This is a genomic window from Streptococcus wuxiensis (assembly GCF_040888245.1).
Classification (GTDB): Bacteria; Bacillota; Bacilli; order Lactobacillales; family Streptococcaceae; genus Streptococcus; species Streptococcus wuxiensis.
The window spans coordinates 90,693-108,605 of the sequence record NZ_JBFNFE010000003.1 but is presented as its reverse complement, the minus strand read 5'-3'; the positions used below and the strand labels follow the sequence as shown (position 1 = coordinate 108,605).

The 17,913-nt window shown below is 38.9% G+C and carries 18 protein-coding genes and 1 riboswitch; of the genes, 13 read left to right on the top strand and 5 right to left on the bottom strand.

Features of this window, described 5'->3' with window-relative positions:
• Positions 1-58: 58 nt before the first annotated feature.
• The 3 genes from AB2B47_RS04960 to trkA form a co-directional block, all read right to left on the bottom strand.
• On the bottom strand, positions 59-763 hold the full coding sequence (locus AB2B47_RS04960) for a CPBP family intramembrane glutamic endopeptidase (protein ID WP_036756939.1): 705 nt from the start codon (positions 761-763) through the stop codon (positions 59-61).
• Positions 764-1,613: 850 nt separating this feature from the next.
• Positions 1,614-3,053: a TrkH family potassium uptake protein gene (locus tag AB2B47_RS04955; RefSeq protein ID WP_320693762.1), complete on the bottom strand. Its 1,440-nt coding sequence runs from the start codon at positions 3,051-3,053 to the stop codon at positions 1,614-1,616.
• A 3-nt stretch (positions 3,054-3,056) separates the two neighbouring features.
• Positions 3,057-4,406, bottom strand: coding sequence for a Trk system potassium transporter TrkA (gene trkA / locus AB2B47_RS04950; RefSeq protein ID WP_320693761.1), 1,350 nt, complete (start codon positions 4,404-4,406; stop codon positions 3,057-3,059).
• 424 nt (positions 4,407-4,830) lie between these two features.
• On the opposite strand from trkA, the gene AB2B47_RS04945 reads away from it, so the two are divergent.
• The 13 genes from AB2B47_RS04945 (at position 4,831) to AB2B47_RS04885 (ending at position 15,500) form a co-directional block, all read left to right on the top strand.
• On the top strand, positions 4,831-5,334 hold the full coding sequence (locus AB2B47_RS04945) for a tRNA (cytidine(34)-2'-O)-methyltransferase (RefSeq protein WP_320693760.1): 504 nt from the start codon (positions 4,831-4,833) through the stop codon (positions 5,332-5,334).
• Between the two features lie 53 nt (positions 5,335-5,387).
• A riboswitch (FMN riboswitch) is annotated at positions 5,388-5,606 on the top strand.
• A 148-nt stretch (positions 5,607-5,754) separates the two neighbouring features.
• Positions 5,755-6,318, top strand: a complete 564-nt coding sequence (locus AB2B47_RS04940) for an ECF transporter S component (RefSeq protein WP_320693759.1) — start codon at positions 5,755-5,757, stop codon at positions 6,316-6,318.
• Complete coding sequence (locus tag AB2B47_RS04935) at positions 6,308-6,958, top strand: phosphatase PAP2 family protein (protein ID WP_320693758.1); 651 nt, start codon at positions 6,308-6,310, stop codon at positions 6,956-6,958. The genes AB2B47_RS04940 and AB2B47_RS04935 overlap by 11 nt, the downstream gene beginning before the upstream one ends.
• Positions 6,959-6,985: 27 nt before the next feature.
• Positions 6,986-7,405, top strand: a complete 420-nt coding sequence (locus tag AB2B47_RS04930; RefSeq protein ID WP_320693757.1) for a ParB N-terminal domain-containing protein — start codon at positions 6,986-6,988, stop codon at positions 7,403-7,405.
• Positions 7,380-7,865, top strand: a complete 486-nt coding sequence (locus AB2B47_RS04925) for a GNAT family N-acetyltransferase (protein ID WP_320693756.1) — start codon at positions 7,380-7,382, stop codon at positions 7,863-7,865. Before AB2B47_RS04930 ends, AB2B47_RS04925 begins: the two co-directional genes overlap by 26 nt.
• A gap of 230 nt (positions 7,866-8,095) precedes the next feature.
• The gene (rplK, locus tag AB2B47_RS04920; protein WP_001085808.1) at positions 8,096-8,521 is read left to right on the top strand and encodes a 50S ribosomal protein L11; all 426 of its coding nucleotides are present in this window, start codon (positions 8,096-8,098) and stop codon (positions 8,519-8,521) included.
• A 96-nt stretch (positions 8,522-8,617) separates the two neighbouring features.
• Positions 8,618-9,307: a 50S ribosomal protein L1 gene (gene rplA, locus AB2B47_RS04915; protein ID WP_001085672.1), complete on the top strand. Its 690-nt coding sequence runs from the start codon at positions 8,618-8,620 to the stop codon at positions 9,305-9,307.
• A 203-nt stretch (positions 9,308-9,510) separates the two neighbouring features.
• Entirely contained in the window at positions 9,511-11,211 is a 1,701-nt protein-coding gene (locus AB2B47_RS04910) for an acetolactate synthase large subunit (protein WP_006152123.1), read from the top strand.
• The gene (gene ilvN, locus AB2B47_RS04905; protein ID WP_004251957.1) at positions 11,204-11,680 is read left to right on the top strand and encodes an acetolactate synthase small subunit; all 477 of its coding nucleotides are present in this window, start codon (positions 11,204-11,206) and stop codon (positions 11,678-11,680) included. Before AB2B47_RS04910 ends, ilvN begins: the two co-directional genes overlap by 8 nt.
• Before the next feature lie 166 nt (positions 11,681-11,846).
• Positions 11,847-12,869 carry a ketol-acid reductoisomerase gene (gene ilvC, locus AB2B47_RS04900; RefSeq protein ID WP_320693755.1) on the top strand — a complete coding sequence of 341 codons (1,023 nt, stop codon included), beginning with the start codon at positions 11,847-11,849 and terminating at the stop codon, positions 12,867-12,869.
• 80 nt (positions 12,870-12,949) lie between these two features.
• Entirely contained in the window at positions 12,950-14,200 is a 1,251-nt protein-coding gene (gene ilvA, locus AB2B47_RS04895; RefSeq protein ID WP_320693754.1) for a threonine ammonia-lyase IlvA, read from the top strand.
• A gap of 82 nt (positions 14,201-14,282) precedes the next feature.
• Entirely contained in the window at positions 14,283-15,179 is an 897-nt protein-coding gene (locus tag AB2B47_RS04890; RefSeq protein WP_004251962.1) for an SPFH domain-containing protein, read from the top strand.
• A 105-nt stretch (positions 15,180-15,284) separates the two neighbouring features.
• Entirely contained in the window at positions 15,285-15,500 is a 216-nt protein-coding gene (locus AB2B47_RS04885; RefSeq protein WP_004251963.1) for a capsule biosynthesis transcriptional regulator, read from the top strand.
• A gap of 84 nt (positions 15,501-15,584) precedes the next feature.
• Here the strand turns inward: AB2B47_RS04885 and AB2B47_RS04880 are convergent, their stop codons facing one another.
• Positions 15,585-16,325 (bottom strand): amino acid ABC transporter ATP-binding protein, encoded by a 741-nt coding sequence (locus AB2B47_RS04880; protein WP_004251965.1) that lies wholly within the window; start codon positions 16,323-16,325, stop codon positions 15,585-15,587.
• On the bottom strand, positions 16,325-17,890 hold the full coding sequence (locus AB2B47_RS04875; protein WP_036756961.1) for an ABC transporter substrate-binding protein/permease: 1,566 nt from the start codon (positions 17,888-17,890) through the stop codon (positions 16,325-16,327). Before AB2B47_RS04875 ends, AB2B47_RS04880 begins: the two co-directional genes overlap by 1 nt.
• Positions 17,891-17,913: the final 23 nt, after the last annotated feature.

Here is a 17,913-nt window from a genome sequence, read left to right as displayed (position 1 = left end):
ACAAAAAGACTAGGAAACTATTGAATTCCTAGTCTTTTTTTAGTAGTGGAACCTTCATTTATTGAATGGCATCTATACCAACAACCTTGATAAGGAATGTAAGGAGGATAAGCAATAGAATGCTGACTCCATTATTCACTAGGTGCAGTAAGATAGACATCTCTAGTCGTTTGGTGCGATAGGCAGTCCAAGTTAGGACTGCAGACATCCAGCCATAGATCAAGAAAGAAGGAAGATTATTTGGTATATGGGCTATAGTGAAGAGAAACCAACCGAAAATATATCCAATTTTCTCGTATCCTTCGAAGAGTTTAGTAGGGATGATACCTCGACAGATAACTTCCTCACAAATAGGTGCCACTATTGCAACCACGAAAATGCTGGAAATTAGAGAGCTTTCTGACATGATGCTATTGATAGCCTCTTGATTCGAAGTAGTTGTTTGCTTCAGAAGTTGTAACCAAATCGCACCAATCAGATTTCCTGTGACAATGGCTACATAACTAAGAGCAATTCGAGGGGCGTCATTAATAGTAAAGAGTTTCGATTTTAGATTTAATAACTTACTTTTGTGAGCACCATATAAAAAGAGTGTAACAATAGCGGTAGAGACAAGCCCCACTATTAGAGATGACCAGATAGATCCAAGTTGCGTTTTTTGAAGTAACATTAAAGTCACGATAGGAACTTGCGATAGGGCCATTGCCACAATAAAGATTCCTAGCCAAATCAATCGTTTACGATAATCTTTAAAAAAATTCATTCATATATCTCCTAAAAAATTTATTTCATTATAGCATACTTTGGATAGGAATTCTATTAACTACCAGAACATAAGTGTCGATAATACAAGTAAGATGTTTCGAATTAAATGACTATAAAATGATAAATCTTGTCTTAATGTTTTAGGAAATAAAAAGTTTAGAAAGCTGACTCCCAAAAGGATATAAAAACTGACAGAAAGTATGGTTAAAGGATTGTGCAGAAAAAATAAACTAAGAAAGATAAGGGTTGTTAGCCTGCCTGTCTTTTTATGAGTTGGTAATTTTCTCCATTTGTTTAACGGCAGAAAGGTAGCAATATCAAGTCCGAAAAGGAAAAAGAAAGAGATGAGTAACAAGTCAACGATTTCTTTTTGTAGTAGAGTGTCAGTGCTTATGCTTTCAAATAAAATAAAACAGACTCCAGCAACGTTAATGATAACCATGCTGCTATACAATAAAAAGAAGGATCGACTACGATTGTGTAGCTGACTATTCACATGATCATGTCCTGAAAGATAGTGGATAAATGTACAGATACTTGCTAATAACATTAAGAGAAGTAAAAAGTAAAAGCAGGATTGTTTGAGTGTTAAAGCAATACCAGGCCAAACTAAGCAACTACAGCAACCTAAATATACCAAGGAAATCAATAAAAGAAGTTGGATTGATTTGTTCATTTTTTCCATATAAAACCCCTACGTTTTTTTAAAAATTATAACTAAAATGATTCATGAAAAATCATCTTTTTCCCAAGTGTTATTTTTTGACTCTCAACTGTCTTTTAAAATCTTATCAACAGAAAAAAACATCCCTCAAAAATGAGGGATGTGGTTTTTGATAATAACATTGCTAACGCTTAGACCAGGTTCGCTTCATAAAGAGTAATATGATTGGATAAATTTCAAGACGTCCTGCAATCATTGCAAAGGATAGGAGGAGTTTTGAAAATGGACTAAAAATTGAGAAACTTGCAGTTGTTCCGAGAATTGGGCCGATATTGTTAAAGCAACTGAAAACGGCACTCGTAACAATCATTAAATTGTCAGCATCTAAACTGATAATGAACATTAAGCTGAGTAGAATCATGACGTAAACTACAAAGTACTTGAGAATCTTGTGTTGGGTGTCCTTGTCGACTACCGTTTGATTAACATGGAGAGTTAAAACACGGTGAGGGGATATGGTAGACAAAAATTGATTTTTAGCAATTTTAGCTAGAATAACTCCACGCATTACTTTGAGACCACCAGCAGTAGATCCAGCAGAACCACCAATCGCCATCAGCATCAGTAAAATATATTGTGAAAACAAAGGCCAATTGGTTATGTTTCCGTAACCGAAACCAGTTGTAGTGATGATATTAGAAACTTGGAAGAAGGCCATCTCAAAACTTTGTGAAATGCCACTATAAAGGTGGAGTGTATTGAGAGTAATTAAGCCGGTAGAAACGACGACAATCAAGAGATAAGCACGAAGCTCCTCATCGAAAAAGAATTCCTTGACTCGACGAAGCATGAGATAGTAGTAGAGGTTGAAATTGACACCAAACATCAAGACCCCAACACTCGTCAGATAGGTAATGAGAGAACTATTATAGTGGGCGATTCCATCATTGTAAACAGTGAAACCACCAGTCCCAGCAGTTCCCATAGCGATGACAAAACTATCGTAGAGTGGCATACCGGCAAGATAATAAATCACTACAAAGAGGGCGAACATTGCCAGATACAGGATGTAGAGGATTTGTGCTGTATTTTTTAGCTTAGATACCACCTTACCAAATACTGGTCCAGGAACCTCAGCCTTCATAACCTCAAGGTGACTATTTTTTGCATTGTCCATAATAGCTAGGGCAAAAACTAGCACCCCCATACCTCCGATGAGGTGGGTGAAACTTCTCCAAAACAGAAGCGAACGGCTTAATACAGAAACGTCATTTAAGATAGTTGCTCCCGTAGTAGTGAAGCCGGAACTAGTTTCGAAGAAGGCATCGATAAAATTGGGGATTTGACCTGAAAAGACAAAGGGAAGGGAGCCAAAGAAAGACCAGAGGATCCAACAAAGAGCAACGATCAAGACCCCTTCTTTTGCATAGATTCTTTGTTTTTTTGGCTTGCTGATGATACCAAGAAGACCTAGGACGACAAGAATCCCGATAGTAGAGAAAAGAGCTGTAAACACTTGACTAGATTCTCGATAGTAAAGAGCGATACTGACTGGTACCAAGAGAAGGGCAGCCTCGATTAAGAGTAGCTTTGCAAGAAGAAAGCGTACCATACTTCTATTCATAGCTTACCTCTCTAACAAATCATAAATCTTGGTGATGTTTGATAGCAAAGTGATAACCACAAGCTTATCACCGACTTGGAGTGTGTCTTCTCCAGTTGGGAAGATTGTTTTTCCATTGCGGATAATAGCAGCGATCAAGACATCCTTTTTGAGCTTCAGTTGAGACAAAGGTTTGCCAGTCATTTTATTGGCTTCCTTAATCAAGAACTGAAGGGTTTCTACCTGTCCGTTTGCAAGGTGGTGCATGGCTTGAAGGTCGGAATATTGGGCATTTACACGACCATGGATAAAGTGCATGATGGTATCAACAGCGATTGTCTTAGGCGTGATAATACTTGAAAAATCTGTCGCATGAATGATTTCCAATAGGCTTGTTCGGTTTACCTTAGTAATATTCTTTTGAACGCCTACATTATCCAAGAACATAGAGGTAATGATATTTTCCTCGTCGACTCCTGTCAAAGTGGCAACAGCATCGTAGTTTTGGGCACTTTCTTCTAAGAGGGTGTCCTTAGTTGTTCCATCACCTTGGACTATATAGAGTTTAGGGAATTTTTCGCTGAAAAAGGCAGCTCTTTCAGGATTGACCTCAATAACCTTGGTATCGATACGACTGTCTTTTAACATACCTAAGAGATAGTAAGCAATTTTCCCAGCTCCTATGATGAGTAAACTCTTAACGACTCGAGATTTGATATAGTTGTGGAAGAGCATCATATCGACACGATGTCCTGTCACAAAGATACGGTCTTTATCTTCTAAAATCATATCTCCACTAGGAATCATGAGTTTGTGGTCGCGTTCGATAGCACAGACAATAACATTACCAAACTTTTTACGGAAATCAGCAATAGACATCTGACAAATATTACTGAAATTTCGTACCTTGAATTCCATTAAGCTGACTAATCCACCTGCAAAACGCTCAACAGAAAGAGCATTGGGGAAGTCTATAATATTAGCGATAGCACGAGCTGCTAGGAGTTCAGGGTTTACAATGAGTGAAAATCCAAGAATATTTTTTTCTTTAAAGTAAGGGTTGGAATATTCAGGATTTCGTACACGAACAATGGTTTCCTTTGCTCCCATTTTTTTGGCTAAAACAGCCGAAACCATATTGACCTCGTCGTATTGAGTCATGGCAATGAAAATATCACAATCTTGAACATTGGCTGCTTCTAACATAGCAAAGTCAGCTCCGTTACCTGCGATTCCCATAATATCAAAACGGCTGGTCAAGTATTTTAGAACAGTTTCGTTCTGTTCAATTAAGACAACATCATGGTTGTCAGCAACCAGTGAACGACAGAGGGCAGAACCTACTTTTCCCCCTCCGACAAGAATAATCTTCATAGTTAGTTAACCTACTTTTTCAATATGTCTCTATCATACCTTTTTTTAGAAAAAAATGCACTCAACAACCGACTGTTTCCTTCTTTAATAAAGGGATTAGGGGAATTCGAATAAATATTTTGATTTAAACATCATATGTTTATGAAAAAACTTGTTCCGAAAATTCTTAATCTATGTAAATTCTATGATATTGCTTGCTGAAAGTTGAAATTTTAACTTTTGTAAATATGCTTGTAAAAAAAATGAAAAAATCAAGTCATTTCTATTGACAATCAAGCTGAAAGTGTTATACTAAAAAAGTAGTTTCGCTGATTTACTTCAAACCTGTTGTGAGGTAAGTTAACGATGCCTTAACCACGCTGTTTGCTGAGCTTGACTCCGGGCAGTGTGGCTATTTTTTTGCACTAGTGAGAGGAAGCAAGGCATGGCTAATCATATTGTATTGTTTGAACCACAAATTCCACAAAATACGGGAAATATTGCACGTACCTGTGCAGCGACGAATGCGCCCCTTCATATTATCAAACCGATGGGCTTTCCGATTGATGATCGTAAAATGAAGCGAGCCGGGCTAGACTATTGGGACAAACTTGAAATCTATTTTTATGATAGTTTAGATGAATTTATGAAAAAAATGGATGGTCAAGTCTATTTGATTTCCAAGTTTGCAGAAAAGGTCTATTCAGATGCTGACTTCACGATAGAAGGAAATCATTATTTCCTTTTTGGACGTGAAGATAAAGGTTTGCCTGAGGAATTTATGCGGGAACATCCTGAAAAAGCTCTCAGAATTCCTATGAATGATAAACATGTCCGTAGTCTCAATGTATCCAATACAGTATGTATGATTGTCTATGAGGCCCTTCGTCAACAAAATTTTGCGGGTCTCGAACTGGTTCATACTTACGAAACGGATAAGTTGAAATAGATACTGAGAAGAGATAAAATGCTTGCGCTTGCAAGCTTTTTTTGTTATCATAAAAGGGTCTTCAGGGCAGGGTGTGATTCCCGACCGGCGGTAAATTTGACTAGCTATTTTAGCTTTCTCTTCGTTGTCTTGTCTCGATATACTTTAAGTATTATCTTCGACTGCGACGTCTAGATAAATCTAAAATATCTTAGCCAAATAAGTCCGCGAGCGCAAGCTGATGTGGTGAGATTCCACAACCGACAGTATAGTCTGGATGGGAGAAGACGAAAGGATGGCTTTGTCTATTCTGCTTCATTATAATAGAAATAAAACCAGTTTCTTTGTTAGCTTAGGTTATTTTTTGAGATAGTTAAGAGAGTAGATAGAGAGAAACTTTCCAACTTCTTCTGATTTTATAGAAAATTGGAGGAACCTGTTATGACAAACACACGTCGACTTTCGACCATTGCAATTTTATCAGCACTTTCATTTGTGTTGATGTACTTTGACTTTCCGCTTCTACCGGCAGCACCTTTTTTAAGGATTGAGTTCAGTATCTTACCAGTTCTTGTAGGTTTGGTAGTCTTGGATTTACCAGCGGCTTTAGGAGTACTATTCCTTCGGTCCTTGCTGAAAATCCTTCTGAACAATCAAGGAGTTAGTACTTACATTGGTTTGCCGATGAATATCGTAGCCTTAGGAGTCTTTGTTCTTGCTTTTGGTCTGATTTGGAAAAAAGAGCGTACAACCATGCGTTTTGTCCTGGCTTCACTAGCAGGGACAATTGGTCTTACTTTAGTCATGTTAGTTCTAAACTACGTTTATGCTGTACCTTTGTACGCAAAATTTGCTAACTTTGATATAGAGAATATCCTAGGACTTAGTAATTACTTGTTGGCAATGGTCTTACCATTTAATTTGATTGAAGGAGTCATCTTTGCCATCTCATTCTGGTTATTAATTGTCCTCTTGAAACCAACTTTGAAATACTATGAAAGATAAACAAACATATTTAACAAAGGGCTCTTTTGCCCTTTTACTATTTGTAATTCTGGGTTATGTCGTTAAGTTTTATCCAGAACAATTGATACCATTTGATTCGTCTATCCAGACAGCAATTCGTGGAGATTTACCAGCTATATTGACAACTATATTTCGTGGGATTACTCGTCTGATTGACTTACCAATCGTTATTTCTTGGGCAATTCTATTGACTGTTATTTTTTATCTGAAAAAGTGGAAGTCAGAAAGCCTTTTAGTAGCTGGCAATCTTAGTTTGGCTGGAATTTTAATTGTGTCCTTAAAACACCTCTATCAACGTCCGCGACCTGAAATTTTACACTTGGTTGAAGAAAAAGGATTTTCTTTCCCTAGTGGTCACTCGCTAGCAGTAACCCTCTTAATCGGTTCTCTAATTATCATTGTGGGACAGAGAGTGAAATATAGGACAGTAAAGCTCATTCTCCAGATTTTACTGGGAATCTATCTAGTAAGTGTAATCATTTCCAGAGTCTATCTGGGAGTTCATTACCCATCAGATGTTCTTGCCAGTCTCTGTCTGGGTCTTGGAATTCTATTCATTGAATTTCCATTTTATGACAAACTTCGCTTTCAATGGCGCTTTACAGGCAAGCAAAAGTAGGGTTTAGCCCTTCTTGAGGAGATAAAAATGGAAGTCAAGATAAAAGATCTTCATCCGACTCAACTATACTTATCAGAAAAGAAGTTGCAAGATATTCAGATGCTTTATCAGTCGGTAGAGAATCCAAATATAAATCCAATCAGTGTTCTTGCGATTGGAGATCGCTTGCTGATTACAGATGGGCAACACAGAGCATACCAAGCTTTGTTAGCAGGTCGAACTACGATTTCTGCTGAGTGGGATAAAGACGGTGGTGATGAACTATATCATCTTTATGCGCAAGTTTGCGAGGAAAGAAAGATATACTCTGTTCTGGATTTAAAAAATCATATCTTAGCCCAAGATGAGTATGAAGCAAAATGGTATAACTGGTGTGATGGTTTTAATCAAGCAGCGAAGCAGTTGTTAGGAGTAAAAAAAGATGCCAAAGATTATTCAGATAGATGATTCCCTACGTCTAGTTCCCTATTTTTTAGCAGATCATCGTGATGCAGCTTTATCCTGGTATCAAGATGTGGATTTGGTGGAACTGGTAGATGGCATTAGAATTCCCTATAGTTTGGAAAAATTAAATGCCATGTATTCCTATTTAGAGGAACACGGGGATTTGTTCTGGATTGAATTTCGAGAAAAGGGAGAGTGGCTTCCAATTGGTGATGTAGCCTTATCTCAGGAGAATCTTCCTATTGTGATTGGCAATCCAGCTTATCAGCATCAAGGTATTGGACGCAAGGTTTTAAGGGCTTTAATTGATCTAGCCCAGCAAAAGGGGTGGAAACAGTTGAAAGTTCAGGAAATCTACACTTTTAATCGGATTTCTAGAAGATGTTTTGAGTCCCTTGGATTTGTAGAAAGTGGAAGTGCTGAAAAAGGGATAAGCCTGCTCTTAAAACTGGACTCCTACTAAACTTTATTATTTCTTATAATCGCTCAAAACAGAGCGGTTTTTTGTTTGTAGTTCAGAACTCTTTCACGAAAGAAATAATAGCCAAATTCAGTAATAAAATTTCTCTAAAAATAGAATTTTTCTCTTGCATTTGAGATAGATTAGTGTATAATAGTAGGGTATGTGTAAAACATACTTGTGGGAGGTAAAAATCTTAAATTACCGCCAAAACCACAAAGGAGGATTTAAAAATGGCTAAAAAAGTCGAAAAACTTGTAAAATTGCAAATCCCTGCTGGTAAAGCTACACCAGCTCCACCGGTTGGACCTGCTCTTGGTCAAGCTGGTATCAACATCATGGGATTCACAAAAGAGTTCAACGCTCGTACAGCTGATCAAGCTGGTATGATCATTCCAGTTGTTATCTCAGTATACGAAGATAAATCATTTACTTTCGTTACTAAAACACCACCAGCTGCTGTTCTTTTGAAAAAAGCTGCAGGTGTTGAAAAAGGATCAGGTACACCTAACAAAACTAAAGTTGCTACAGTTACTCGTGCACAAGTACAAGAAATTGCAGAAACTAAGATGCCAGATTTGAACGCTGCAAACATTGAGTCTGCAATGCGTATGATCGAAGGTACTGCTCGTTCTATGGGATTCACTGTTGTTGACTAATCAATAACTTCCCTATATAACCCGCAAGACTTCATCATTTCGAGAAGTGACGTGGGAGATGAAAATCGATTGAACCACTTACAAGGAGAATAGAAAATGGCTAAAAAAAGCAAACAACTTCGTGCTGCTCTTGAGAAAATCGACAGCACAAAAGCATACAGCGTAGAAGAAGCTGTAGCTCTTGCAAAAGAAACTAACTTTGCAAAATTTGACGCAACTGTAGAAGTTGCATACAACTTGAACATTGACGTGAAAAAAGCTGACCAACAAATCCGTGGAGCAATGGTATTGCCAAACGGTACTGGTAAAACAGCTCGCGTTCTTGTATTTGCACGTGGTGCAAAAGCTGAAGAAGCTAAAGCTGCTGGTGCAGACTTCGTTGGTGAAGACGACCTTGTTGCTAAAATCAACGACGGTTGGTTGGACTTCGACGTAGTTATCGCTACACCTGACATGATGGCTCTTGTTGGACGTCTTGGACGTGTCCTTGGACCACGTAACTTGATGCCAAACCCTAAAACTGGTACTGTAACAATGGATGTTGCTAAAGCTGTTGAAGAGTCTAAAGGTGGTAAAATCACTTACCGTGCTGACCGTGCAGGTATCGTACAAGCTATCATCGGTAAAGTTTCATTTGAAGCTGACAAGTTAGTTGAAAACTTCAAAGCATTCAACGAAACAATCCAAAAAGCTAAACCAGCTACTGCTAAAGGAACTTACGTAACAAGCTTGACAATCACAACTACTCAAGGTGTTGGTATCAAGGTTGACGTTAACTCACTTTAATTAGTAAATAATCAAAAGGTTGGGACATTTTGTCTCAACCTTTTTTCTATTAAAAGGTAAAAATACGTATAAACTTTCTAATCTATTTGATATTGTAAAGTATCTAGATAGAAAATTCAGAAAATTGTTTCTTTTGTCTTGAAAATTTTTGAAAAAATGGTATTATAGAAACAAGTCATTTTAAGAGAAGAGAAAGGGGAACGATGGAGAAAATCATTTTAGACTCACCAAAGTCAGGTTCAGAACTCGTTTTGGAAACGCTCCGTGACCTAGGAATCGATACGATTTTTGGTTATCCAGGCGGGGCTGTATTGCCTTTATATGATGCTATTTATAATTTTAAAGGCATCCGCCATATTCTAGGTCGCCATGAACAAGGTTGTCTTCATGAAGCAGAAGGTTATGCTAAATCAACAGGGAAACTTGGTGTCGCAGTCGTCACAAGTGGACCAGGAGCTACCAATGCTATTACTGGTATTGCAGATGCTATGAGTGACAGTGTTCCCCTTTTGGTCTTCACTGGTCAGGTAGCAAGAGCGGGAATCGGTAAGGATGCTTTCCAAGAAGCAGATATTGTCGGAATTACCATGCCAATTACCAAGTACAACTATCAGGTTCGTGAGACGGCGGATATTCCACGTGTGATTACAGAGGCTGTGCACATTGCGACTACCGGTCGTCCAGGACCAGTTGTTATTGACTTGCCAAAAGATGTTTCTGCTCTTGAAACGGACTTTGTCTATTCATCAGAGATAGATTTACCAAGTTATCAACCAACTCTAGAGCCTAATGAGATGCAAATCAAGAAGATCTTGAAGCAACTCTCTAAGGCTAAGAAGCCAGTTTTGTTAGCTGGTGGTGGTATTAGCTATGCAGAGGCTGCTGCGGAGTTAAATGAATTTGCAGAACGTTATCAAATTCCTGTTGTTACCAGTCTTTTGGGACAGGGAACAATTGCAACTAGTCATCCACTATTTTTGGGAATGGGTGGAATGCATGGTTCCTTTGCGGCTAATATTGCGATGACAGAAGCTGATTTTATGATTTCGATTGGGTGTCGCTTTGACGACCGTTTGACTGGTAATCCTAAGACATTTGCGAAGAATGCCAAAGTAGCGCATATTGATATCGATCCAGCAGAGATTGGTAAGATTATCGCTGTTGATATCCCAGTTGTCGGAGATGCTAAAAAGGCCTTACAGCAGTTACTAGCGGAGCCAATCGTTCGTAACAATACTGAAAAATGGATTGAAAAAGTTACCAAAGATAAGAATCGTGTTCGTTCTTATGATAAGAAGGAACGTGTCGTCCAACCACAAGCGGTTATTGAACGTATAGGCGAATTGACTAAGGGTGATGCCATTGTCGTAACTGACGTCGGACAACACCAAATGTGGACAGCTCAATACTATCCATACCAAAACGAGCGTCAACTCGTAACTTCAGGTGGACTAGGAACCATGGGATTTGGAGTTCCTGCAGCCATTGGAGCAAAAATTGCCAATCCAGATAAGGAGGTCGTGCTCTTTGTCGGTGATGGTGGTTTCCAAATGACCAATCAGGAATTGGCAATCTTGAACATCTACAAGATTCCAATCAAGGTCATCATGCTTAATAACCATTCACTTGGGATGGTTCGTCAATGGCAAGAAGCCTTCTACGATGGTCGAACATCAGAGTCAGTCTTTGACAGCCTCCCAGATTTCCAATTGATGGCTCAAGCCTATGGAATTAAGAATTATAAATTTGATAATCCTGAAACCTTAGAAAAGGATTTGGAAGTCATTTTGGAAGATGTACCAATGTTTATCGAGGTAGATATTTCTCGTAAAGAGCATGTTTTACCAATGGTACCAGCTGGTAAGAGTAATCATGAGATGTTGGGGGTGAAGTTTAATGCGTAGAATGTTAACAGCCAAACTTCAAAACCGGTCAGGAGTTCTCAATCGTTTTACCGGTGTCTTGTCTAGACGCCAAGTTAATATTGAGAGTATCTCGGTAGGGGCGACAGAAAATCCTAATGTGTCAAGGATTACCATTATCATTGATGTTGCATCTCACGATGAAGTAGAGCAAATCATCAAACAACTCAACCGTCAGGTCGACGTTATTCGTGTCCGTGATATCACAGATAAACCACACCTCGAGCGTGAAGTGATTCTGATCAAGGTCTCAGCACCAGCTGAGAAGCGAGCAGAAATTTTAGCTATTATCCAGCCTTTCCGTGCAACTGTTGTTGATGTGGCTCCGAGCTCCATTACTGTTCAGATGACTGGGAATGCTGAAAAGAGTGAAGCTTTGATTCGGGTTATTCGACCATACGGTATCAAGAATATCGCTCGTACGGGTGCAACTGGATTTACCCGCGATTAATACTCTTCGAAAATCTCTTCAAATCACGTCAGCTTTGCCTTGCCGTACTCAAGTACAGCCTGCGCCTAGCTTCCTAATTTACTCTTTGATTTTCATTGAGTAAAAAATAACTTAAATTTGTTAATCTAGCCTATCAGGCAATAAATATAGAAAAGAGAGAAAAACTATGTCAGTTCAAATGGAATACGAAAAAGATGTAAAAGTAGCAGCACTTGATGGTAAAAAAATCGCTGTTATCGGTTATGGTTCACAAGGTCATGCTCACGCTCAAAACTTGCGTGATTCAGGTCACGATGTGATCATCGGTGTTCGTCCAGGTAAATCTTTTGATAAGGCAAAAGAAGATGGTTTTGATACTTATACAGTAGCAGAAGCAACTAAATTGGCTGATGTTATCATGATTTTGGCACCAGACGAAATCCAACAAGAATTGTACGAAGCAGAAATTGCTCCAAACTTGGAAGCCGGGAATGCAGTTGGATTTGCGCATGGTTTCAATATCCACTTCGAATTCATCAAAGTTCCTGCAGATGTAGATGTCTTCATGTGTGCTCCTAAAGGGCCAGGACACTTGGTACGTCGTACTTACGAAGAAGGATTTGGTGTCCCAGCACTTTACGCTGTGTATCAAGATGCAACAGGAAATGCTAAAAACATCGCCATGGATTGGTGTAAAGGTGTTGGTGCAGCACGCGTTGGTCTTTTGGAAACAACTTACAAAGAAGAAACTGAAGAAGATTTGTTTGGTGAACAAGCAGTTCTTTGTGGTGGTTTGACTGCCCTTATTGAAGCTGGTTTTGAAGTCTTGACGGAAGCTGGATATGCTCCAGAATTGGCTTACTTTGAAGTGCTTCACGAAATGAAACTCATCGTTGACTTGATCTACGAGGGTGGATTCAAGAAAATGCGTCAATCAATTTCTAACACAGCTGAATACGGTGACTACGTTTCAGGTCCACGTGTCATCACTGAGCAAGTTAAAGAAAACATGAAAGCAGTTCTTGCTGACATCCAAAACGGTACATTTGCTAACGACTTTGTGAACGACTACAAAGCTGGTCGTCCAAAATTGACTGCTTACCGTGAACAAGCAGCTAACCTTGAAATTGAAAAGGTTGGTGCAGAATTGCGTAAAGCAATGCCATTTGTTGGTAAAAACGACGATGACGCATTCAAAATCTACAACTAATTTTTGAGAATAAAAATAGAAGGCGAGTTGGGGGGTACCTAACCCGCTTTTTATCTTGAAAAAGAATCAAGGAGAAGATTATGCTTAGTGCAAAAGATGTGGTGAAGGCCCACAAGGTTCTGAGTGGTGTCGTAGCCAATACACCACTTGACTACGATCATTATTTATCCGAAAAATACGGAGCGAAAATTTATCTCAAAAAAGAAAATGCTCAACGTGTCCGCTCTTTTAAAATTCGTGGAGCTTATTATGCTATCTCACAATTGACTAAGGAAGAACGTGAACGTGGAGTAGTGTGCGCATCAGCGGGCAATCACGCTCAAGGTGTTGCCTACACTTGTAACGAGATGAAGATTCCTGCAATAATCTTTATGCCCATTACAACACCTCAACAGAAAATTGGGCAGGTTCGTTTCTTTGGTGGAGATTTTGTAACTATCAAATTGGTAGGAGATACCTTTGATGCCTCGGCCAAGGCAGCTCAAGACTATACAGTTGCTGAAAATCGTACGTTTATTGATCCTTTTGATGATCCCTATGTTCAAGCTGGTCAAGGAACAGTAGCTTATGAAATTTTAGAAGAAGCGCGAAAAGAATCCATTGATTTTGATACTGTCTTGGTGCCTGTAGGAGGTGGAGGACTCATTGCAGGAGTTTCTACTTATATAAAGGAAACGAATCCGGATATTGAAGTTCTAGGTGTAGAAGCCAACGGAGCTCGTTCCATGAAGGCGGCCTTTGAGGCTGGAGGTCCGGTTAAACTTAAAGAAATTGATAAGTTTGCAGACGGGATTGCTGTGCAGAAGGTTGGACAATTGACCTATGAAGCAACCCGTAAAAATGTTGAAACGCTTATCGGAGTGGATGAAGGTTTAATCTCTGAGACCTTAATAGATCTTTACTCTAAACAGGGGATTGTAGCTGAGCCTGCAGGTGCTGCTAGTGTGGCGGCCTTGGAAGTACTGTCAGATTATATTAAAGGGAAGACTATTTGTTGTATCATCTCTGGAGGAAATAACGATATCAACCGTATGCCAGAGATGGAAGAGCGTGCCTTGATTTACGATGGCATCAAGCATTACTTTGTGGTAAACTTCCCACAACGTCCAGGTGCACTTCGCGAGTTTGTAAATGATATTTTAGGACCGAATGACGACATCACACGTTTTGAGTATATTAAACGTGCCAGCAAAGGAACAGGACCAGTCTTAATCGGTATTGCTCTTGCTAACAAGCATGATTATGCGGGCTTGATTCACCGAATGGAGAAATTTGATCCGTCTTATATTAACTTGAATGGGAATGAAACTCTATATAATATGCTTGTTTAATATCCTATAAAATTTTTATCATATCATTTGCCTAACCTATATACGAGTGCTATAATGTAAGTGAAGAAAGGGGGAGATTCCCATGGTTTTACAAGTTTTACTTGTTCTAGTGATTCTAATGCTTATTGTAGGAGCTATGTTAGTGAGCTCTGTTTATGTCGTTCGTCAACAGTCTGTTGCAATTATCGAACGATTTGGTAAGTATCAAAAGTTAAGTAATAGTGGTATTCATCTACGGGCACCATTTGGCATTGACAAAATTGCAGCTCGTGTGCAGCTACGCCTTTTACAAAGTGAGATCGTGGTTGAAACCAAAACCCAAGATAACGTTTTTGTGACTATGAATGTCGCAACTCAGTATCGTGTAAATGAGTTAAACGTTACAGACGCTTACTATAAATTGATGAGACCTGAAGCTCAAATCAAATCTTATATTGAAGATGCATTGCGCTCATCTGTTCCTAAGTTAACTTTGGATGAATTGTTTGAGAAAAAAGATGAAATTGCATTAGAAGTTCAAAAGCAAGTAGCGGAAGAAATGTCAACGTATGGGTATATTATCGTTAAGACGCTCATTACCAAAGTTGAGCCGGATGCAGAAGTCAAACAATCAATGAACGAAATTAATGCTGCCCAACGTAAGAGAGTGGCAGCTCAAGAATTGGCTGAAGCAGATAAAATTAAGATCGTTACAGCGGCAGAAGCTGAGGCAGAAAAAGATCGCCTCCATGGTGTGGGGATCGCAGAGCAGCGGAAAGCAATTGTTGATGGACTTGCTGATTCTATTAAAGAGTTAAAAGGAGCCAATGTCGAATTAACTGAAGAACAAATTATGTCAATCCTATTAACCAATCAGTATTTGGATACATTGAATAATTTTGCAGATAAACAAGGAAATAATACAATATTCTTGCCAGCAAATCCTAATGGAGTTGAAGATATTCGAACCCATATATTATCAGCTTTGAAAGCTAAATAATTATAATCTTAACGCAATAACTTTATTAATATATGTGTTTCAATTGACAAATGCTATAAAAACATATAGAATGAAGTTGCGTAAAGAAAAAAATAGGAGAATAACATGGCTAAGTCTAACTTTGAAAAAGTAGAAGCAGTTGTTAGCTGGGTTCGTGATAAGAAGATCACAGGGTATCGTATTTCTAAGGAAACGAATGCGCGTGAGATGTCTATCATTGCTTTGGCTCAAGGACGTGCAAAAGTTAAAAACATTTCCTTTGAAACAGCCCTCGGCTTAATTGATTTCTACAATAAAAATCATGAAAAATTTGAAGATTAGTCTTTGGATATAGGCAGGTTCGAAAAGAATCTGCCTTTTCATTTTTTGGAATATAAAAAAAGACTGCAATGGCAGTCTTTTCTCTTATCGAAGATAGCGTTGTAAAAATTCTCTTGTACGTTCTTCTTTGGGATTAGTAAATAGATCTTCTGGTTTGCCTTCTTCTGCAATGACACCCTTATCCATAAAGATGACACGGTGTGATACATCGCGAGCAAATTCCATTTCGTGGGTTACGACGATCATGGTCAAGCCTTCTTGAGCTAAATCTTGCATGATTTTGAGAACTTCACCGACCATTTCAGGGTCAAGGGCTGATGTAGGCTCATCAAAGAGAATGGCATCAGGATTCATGGAAAGTGCACGAGCAATAGCAACACGCTGCTTTTGCCCACCAGAAAGTTGTTTAGGTTTGGCTTGCCAGTAACGTTCTCCCATGCCGACTTTTTCAAGGTTTTCTTTAGCAACTTTCTCTGCTTCTGAGCGATCACGTTTGAGTACAGTTGTTTGGGCAACGATTGTATTTTCAAGCACGTTTAGATTTTCAAAAAGGTTGAAGGACTGGAAGACCATTCCTAGTTTTTCTCGATAGTGAGTGAGGTTATATCCTTTTTCGAGGACATTTTCACCGTGATAAAGGATTTTACCTTCAGTTGGTGTTTCAAGTAAGTTTATTGAACGTAGGAAGGTTGATTTACCACTACCGGAACTTCCAATGATGGAAATAACTTCTCCTTTATGGATAGTAAGGGAAATATCTTTTAGGACCTCGTTTTGTCCATAGGATTTTTTGAGGTGTTTGATTTCAAGAATGGGTTGATTCATTATTTCAAATCCTCCGTTTGCATTTGGTTAGCACCTGTAGTGTAAGTATCCATATCCATCCGTTTTTCGATATAGCGTAGGATACGTGTTACTGTAAAGGTGAGGACAAAGTAGATAACTGCGATAATAGTAAAGGTTTGGAAGTACTGGTAGGTCTGTGTTGCTACTGTATTTCCTGAGAAGTAAAGTTCTACAACAGAGATAACATTCAATACAGAAGTATCCTTGATGTTGATGACGAACTCATTACCAGTAGCAGGTAGGATATTTCGAACTACCTGAGGTAAAACAATCTTACGCATGGTTTGATTATGAGTCATACCAAGTGCAGTAGCTGCTTCAAATTGTCCCTTGTCAACAGCCAAGATACCACCACGAACGATTTCGGTCATGTAGGCACCGGTATTGATAGAAACGATAAAGATAGCAGCCAGAGTACGGTCTAGGTTGATTCCGAAAGCCTGGGCAGTTCCATAGTAGATAACCATAGATTGTACGATCATAGGAGTTCCGCGGAAAATTTCGATATAGATATTGAGAATCCAACCAACTATATTTTGAATGACGTAGATAAATTGATTTTCAGATTGAGGCGCAGTACGGAAAACACCGATAGCAAGACCAATAACGAGACCAACGATGGTACCGATAATTGAAATTAAAAGTGTGATTCCAGCACCACGCAAGAGTTGTTGCCAGTTCTCAGTTAGAATTTTAGCAACTTGGCTAAAGAAATTACTGCTGTTTTCTTCAGTAGTTGTAGCTTGAACAGGTTGTTCCTTAATCATACGATCCATTAGTGCAACTTGTTCATCCTTAGAAATGGTTTCGATGCTCGCATTGATTTGGCTGATACGGTCGTCATCTTTACGAAGACCGATAGCGATAGTGGTATCTTCTTCTCCAGTTTTAAAACCAGGTTCAGGTTGAATCATTTTGAATTTGGCATTTGCTGACTCAGCAGTTAGAGCCTCAGGACGCTCAGAAACATAGGCGTCAATGACACCAGCTTCAAGAGCTTGACGCATTTGAGCGAAATCTCCCATGGCAGTTTCTTTTTTAGCGCCTGGAATTTGAGAAATCAAGTCATAAAGGTAAACCCCTTGTTGAGAAGTGATTTTTGCATCTTTAAAATCATCTAGTGTTTTGGCGTTTGCATAGGCAGAATCTTTTTTGACTAAAAGTACTGGTTCACTGGTATAGTAACTGCTTGAGAAGGCAATTTCTTGCTTACGTTCAGCGGTTGGACTCATACCTGCAATAATCATATCAATCTTACCAGAAGTAAGGGCTGGAACGAGTCCTTCCCATTTAGTTTTTACAATGAGTGGTTCTTTACCCAGATCTTTAGCGATTTTTTTTGCAATTTGAACATCGTAACCGTTAGCATATTGGTTTGTTCCATCGATTTTGACAGCACCGTTACTGTCATCGTCTTGTGTCCAGTTGAAGGGGGCGTAAGCTGCTTCCATCCCGATGCGTAAATATTCATCGGCTTGGACCTGACTAACTAGTCCTAGAGTAAGGGCTAGGCTAGCAAGGATAGATAAGCATAATTTTTTCATGTTTTCTCCTATTTCTAGTCTAA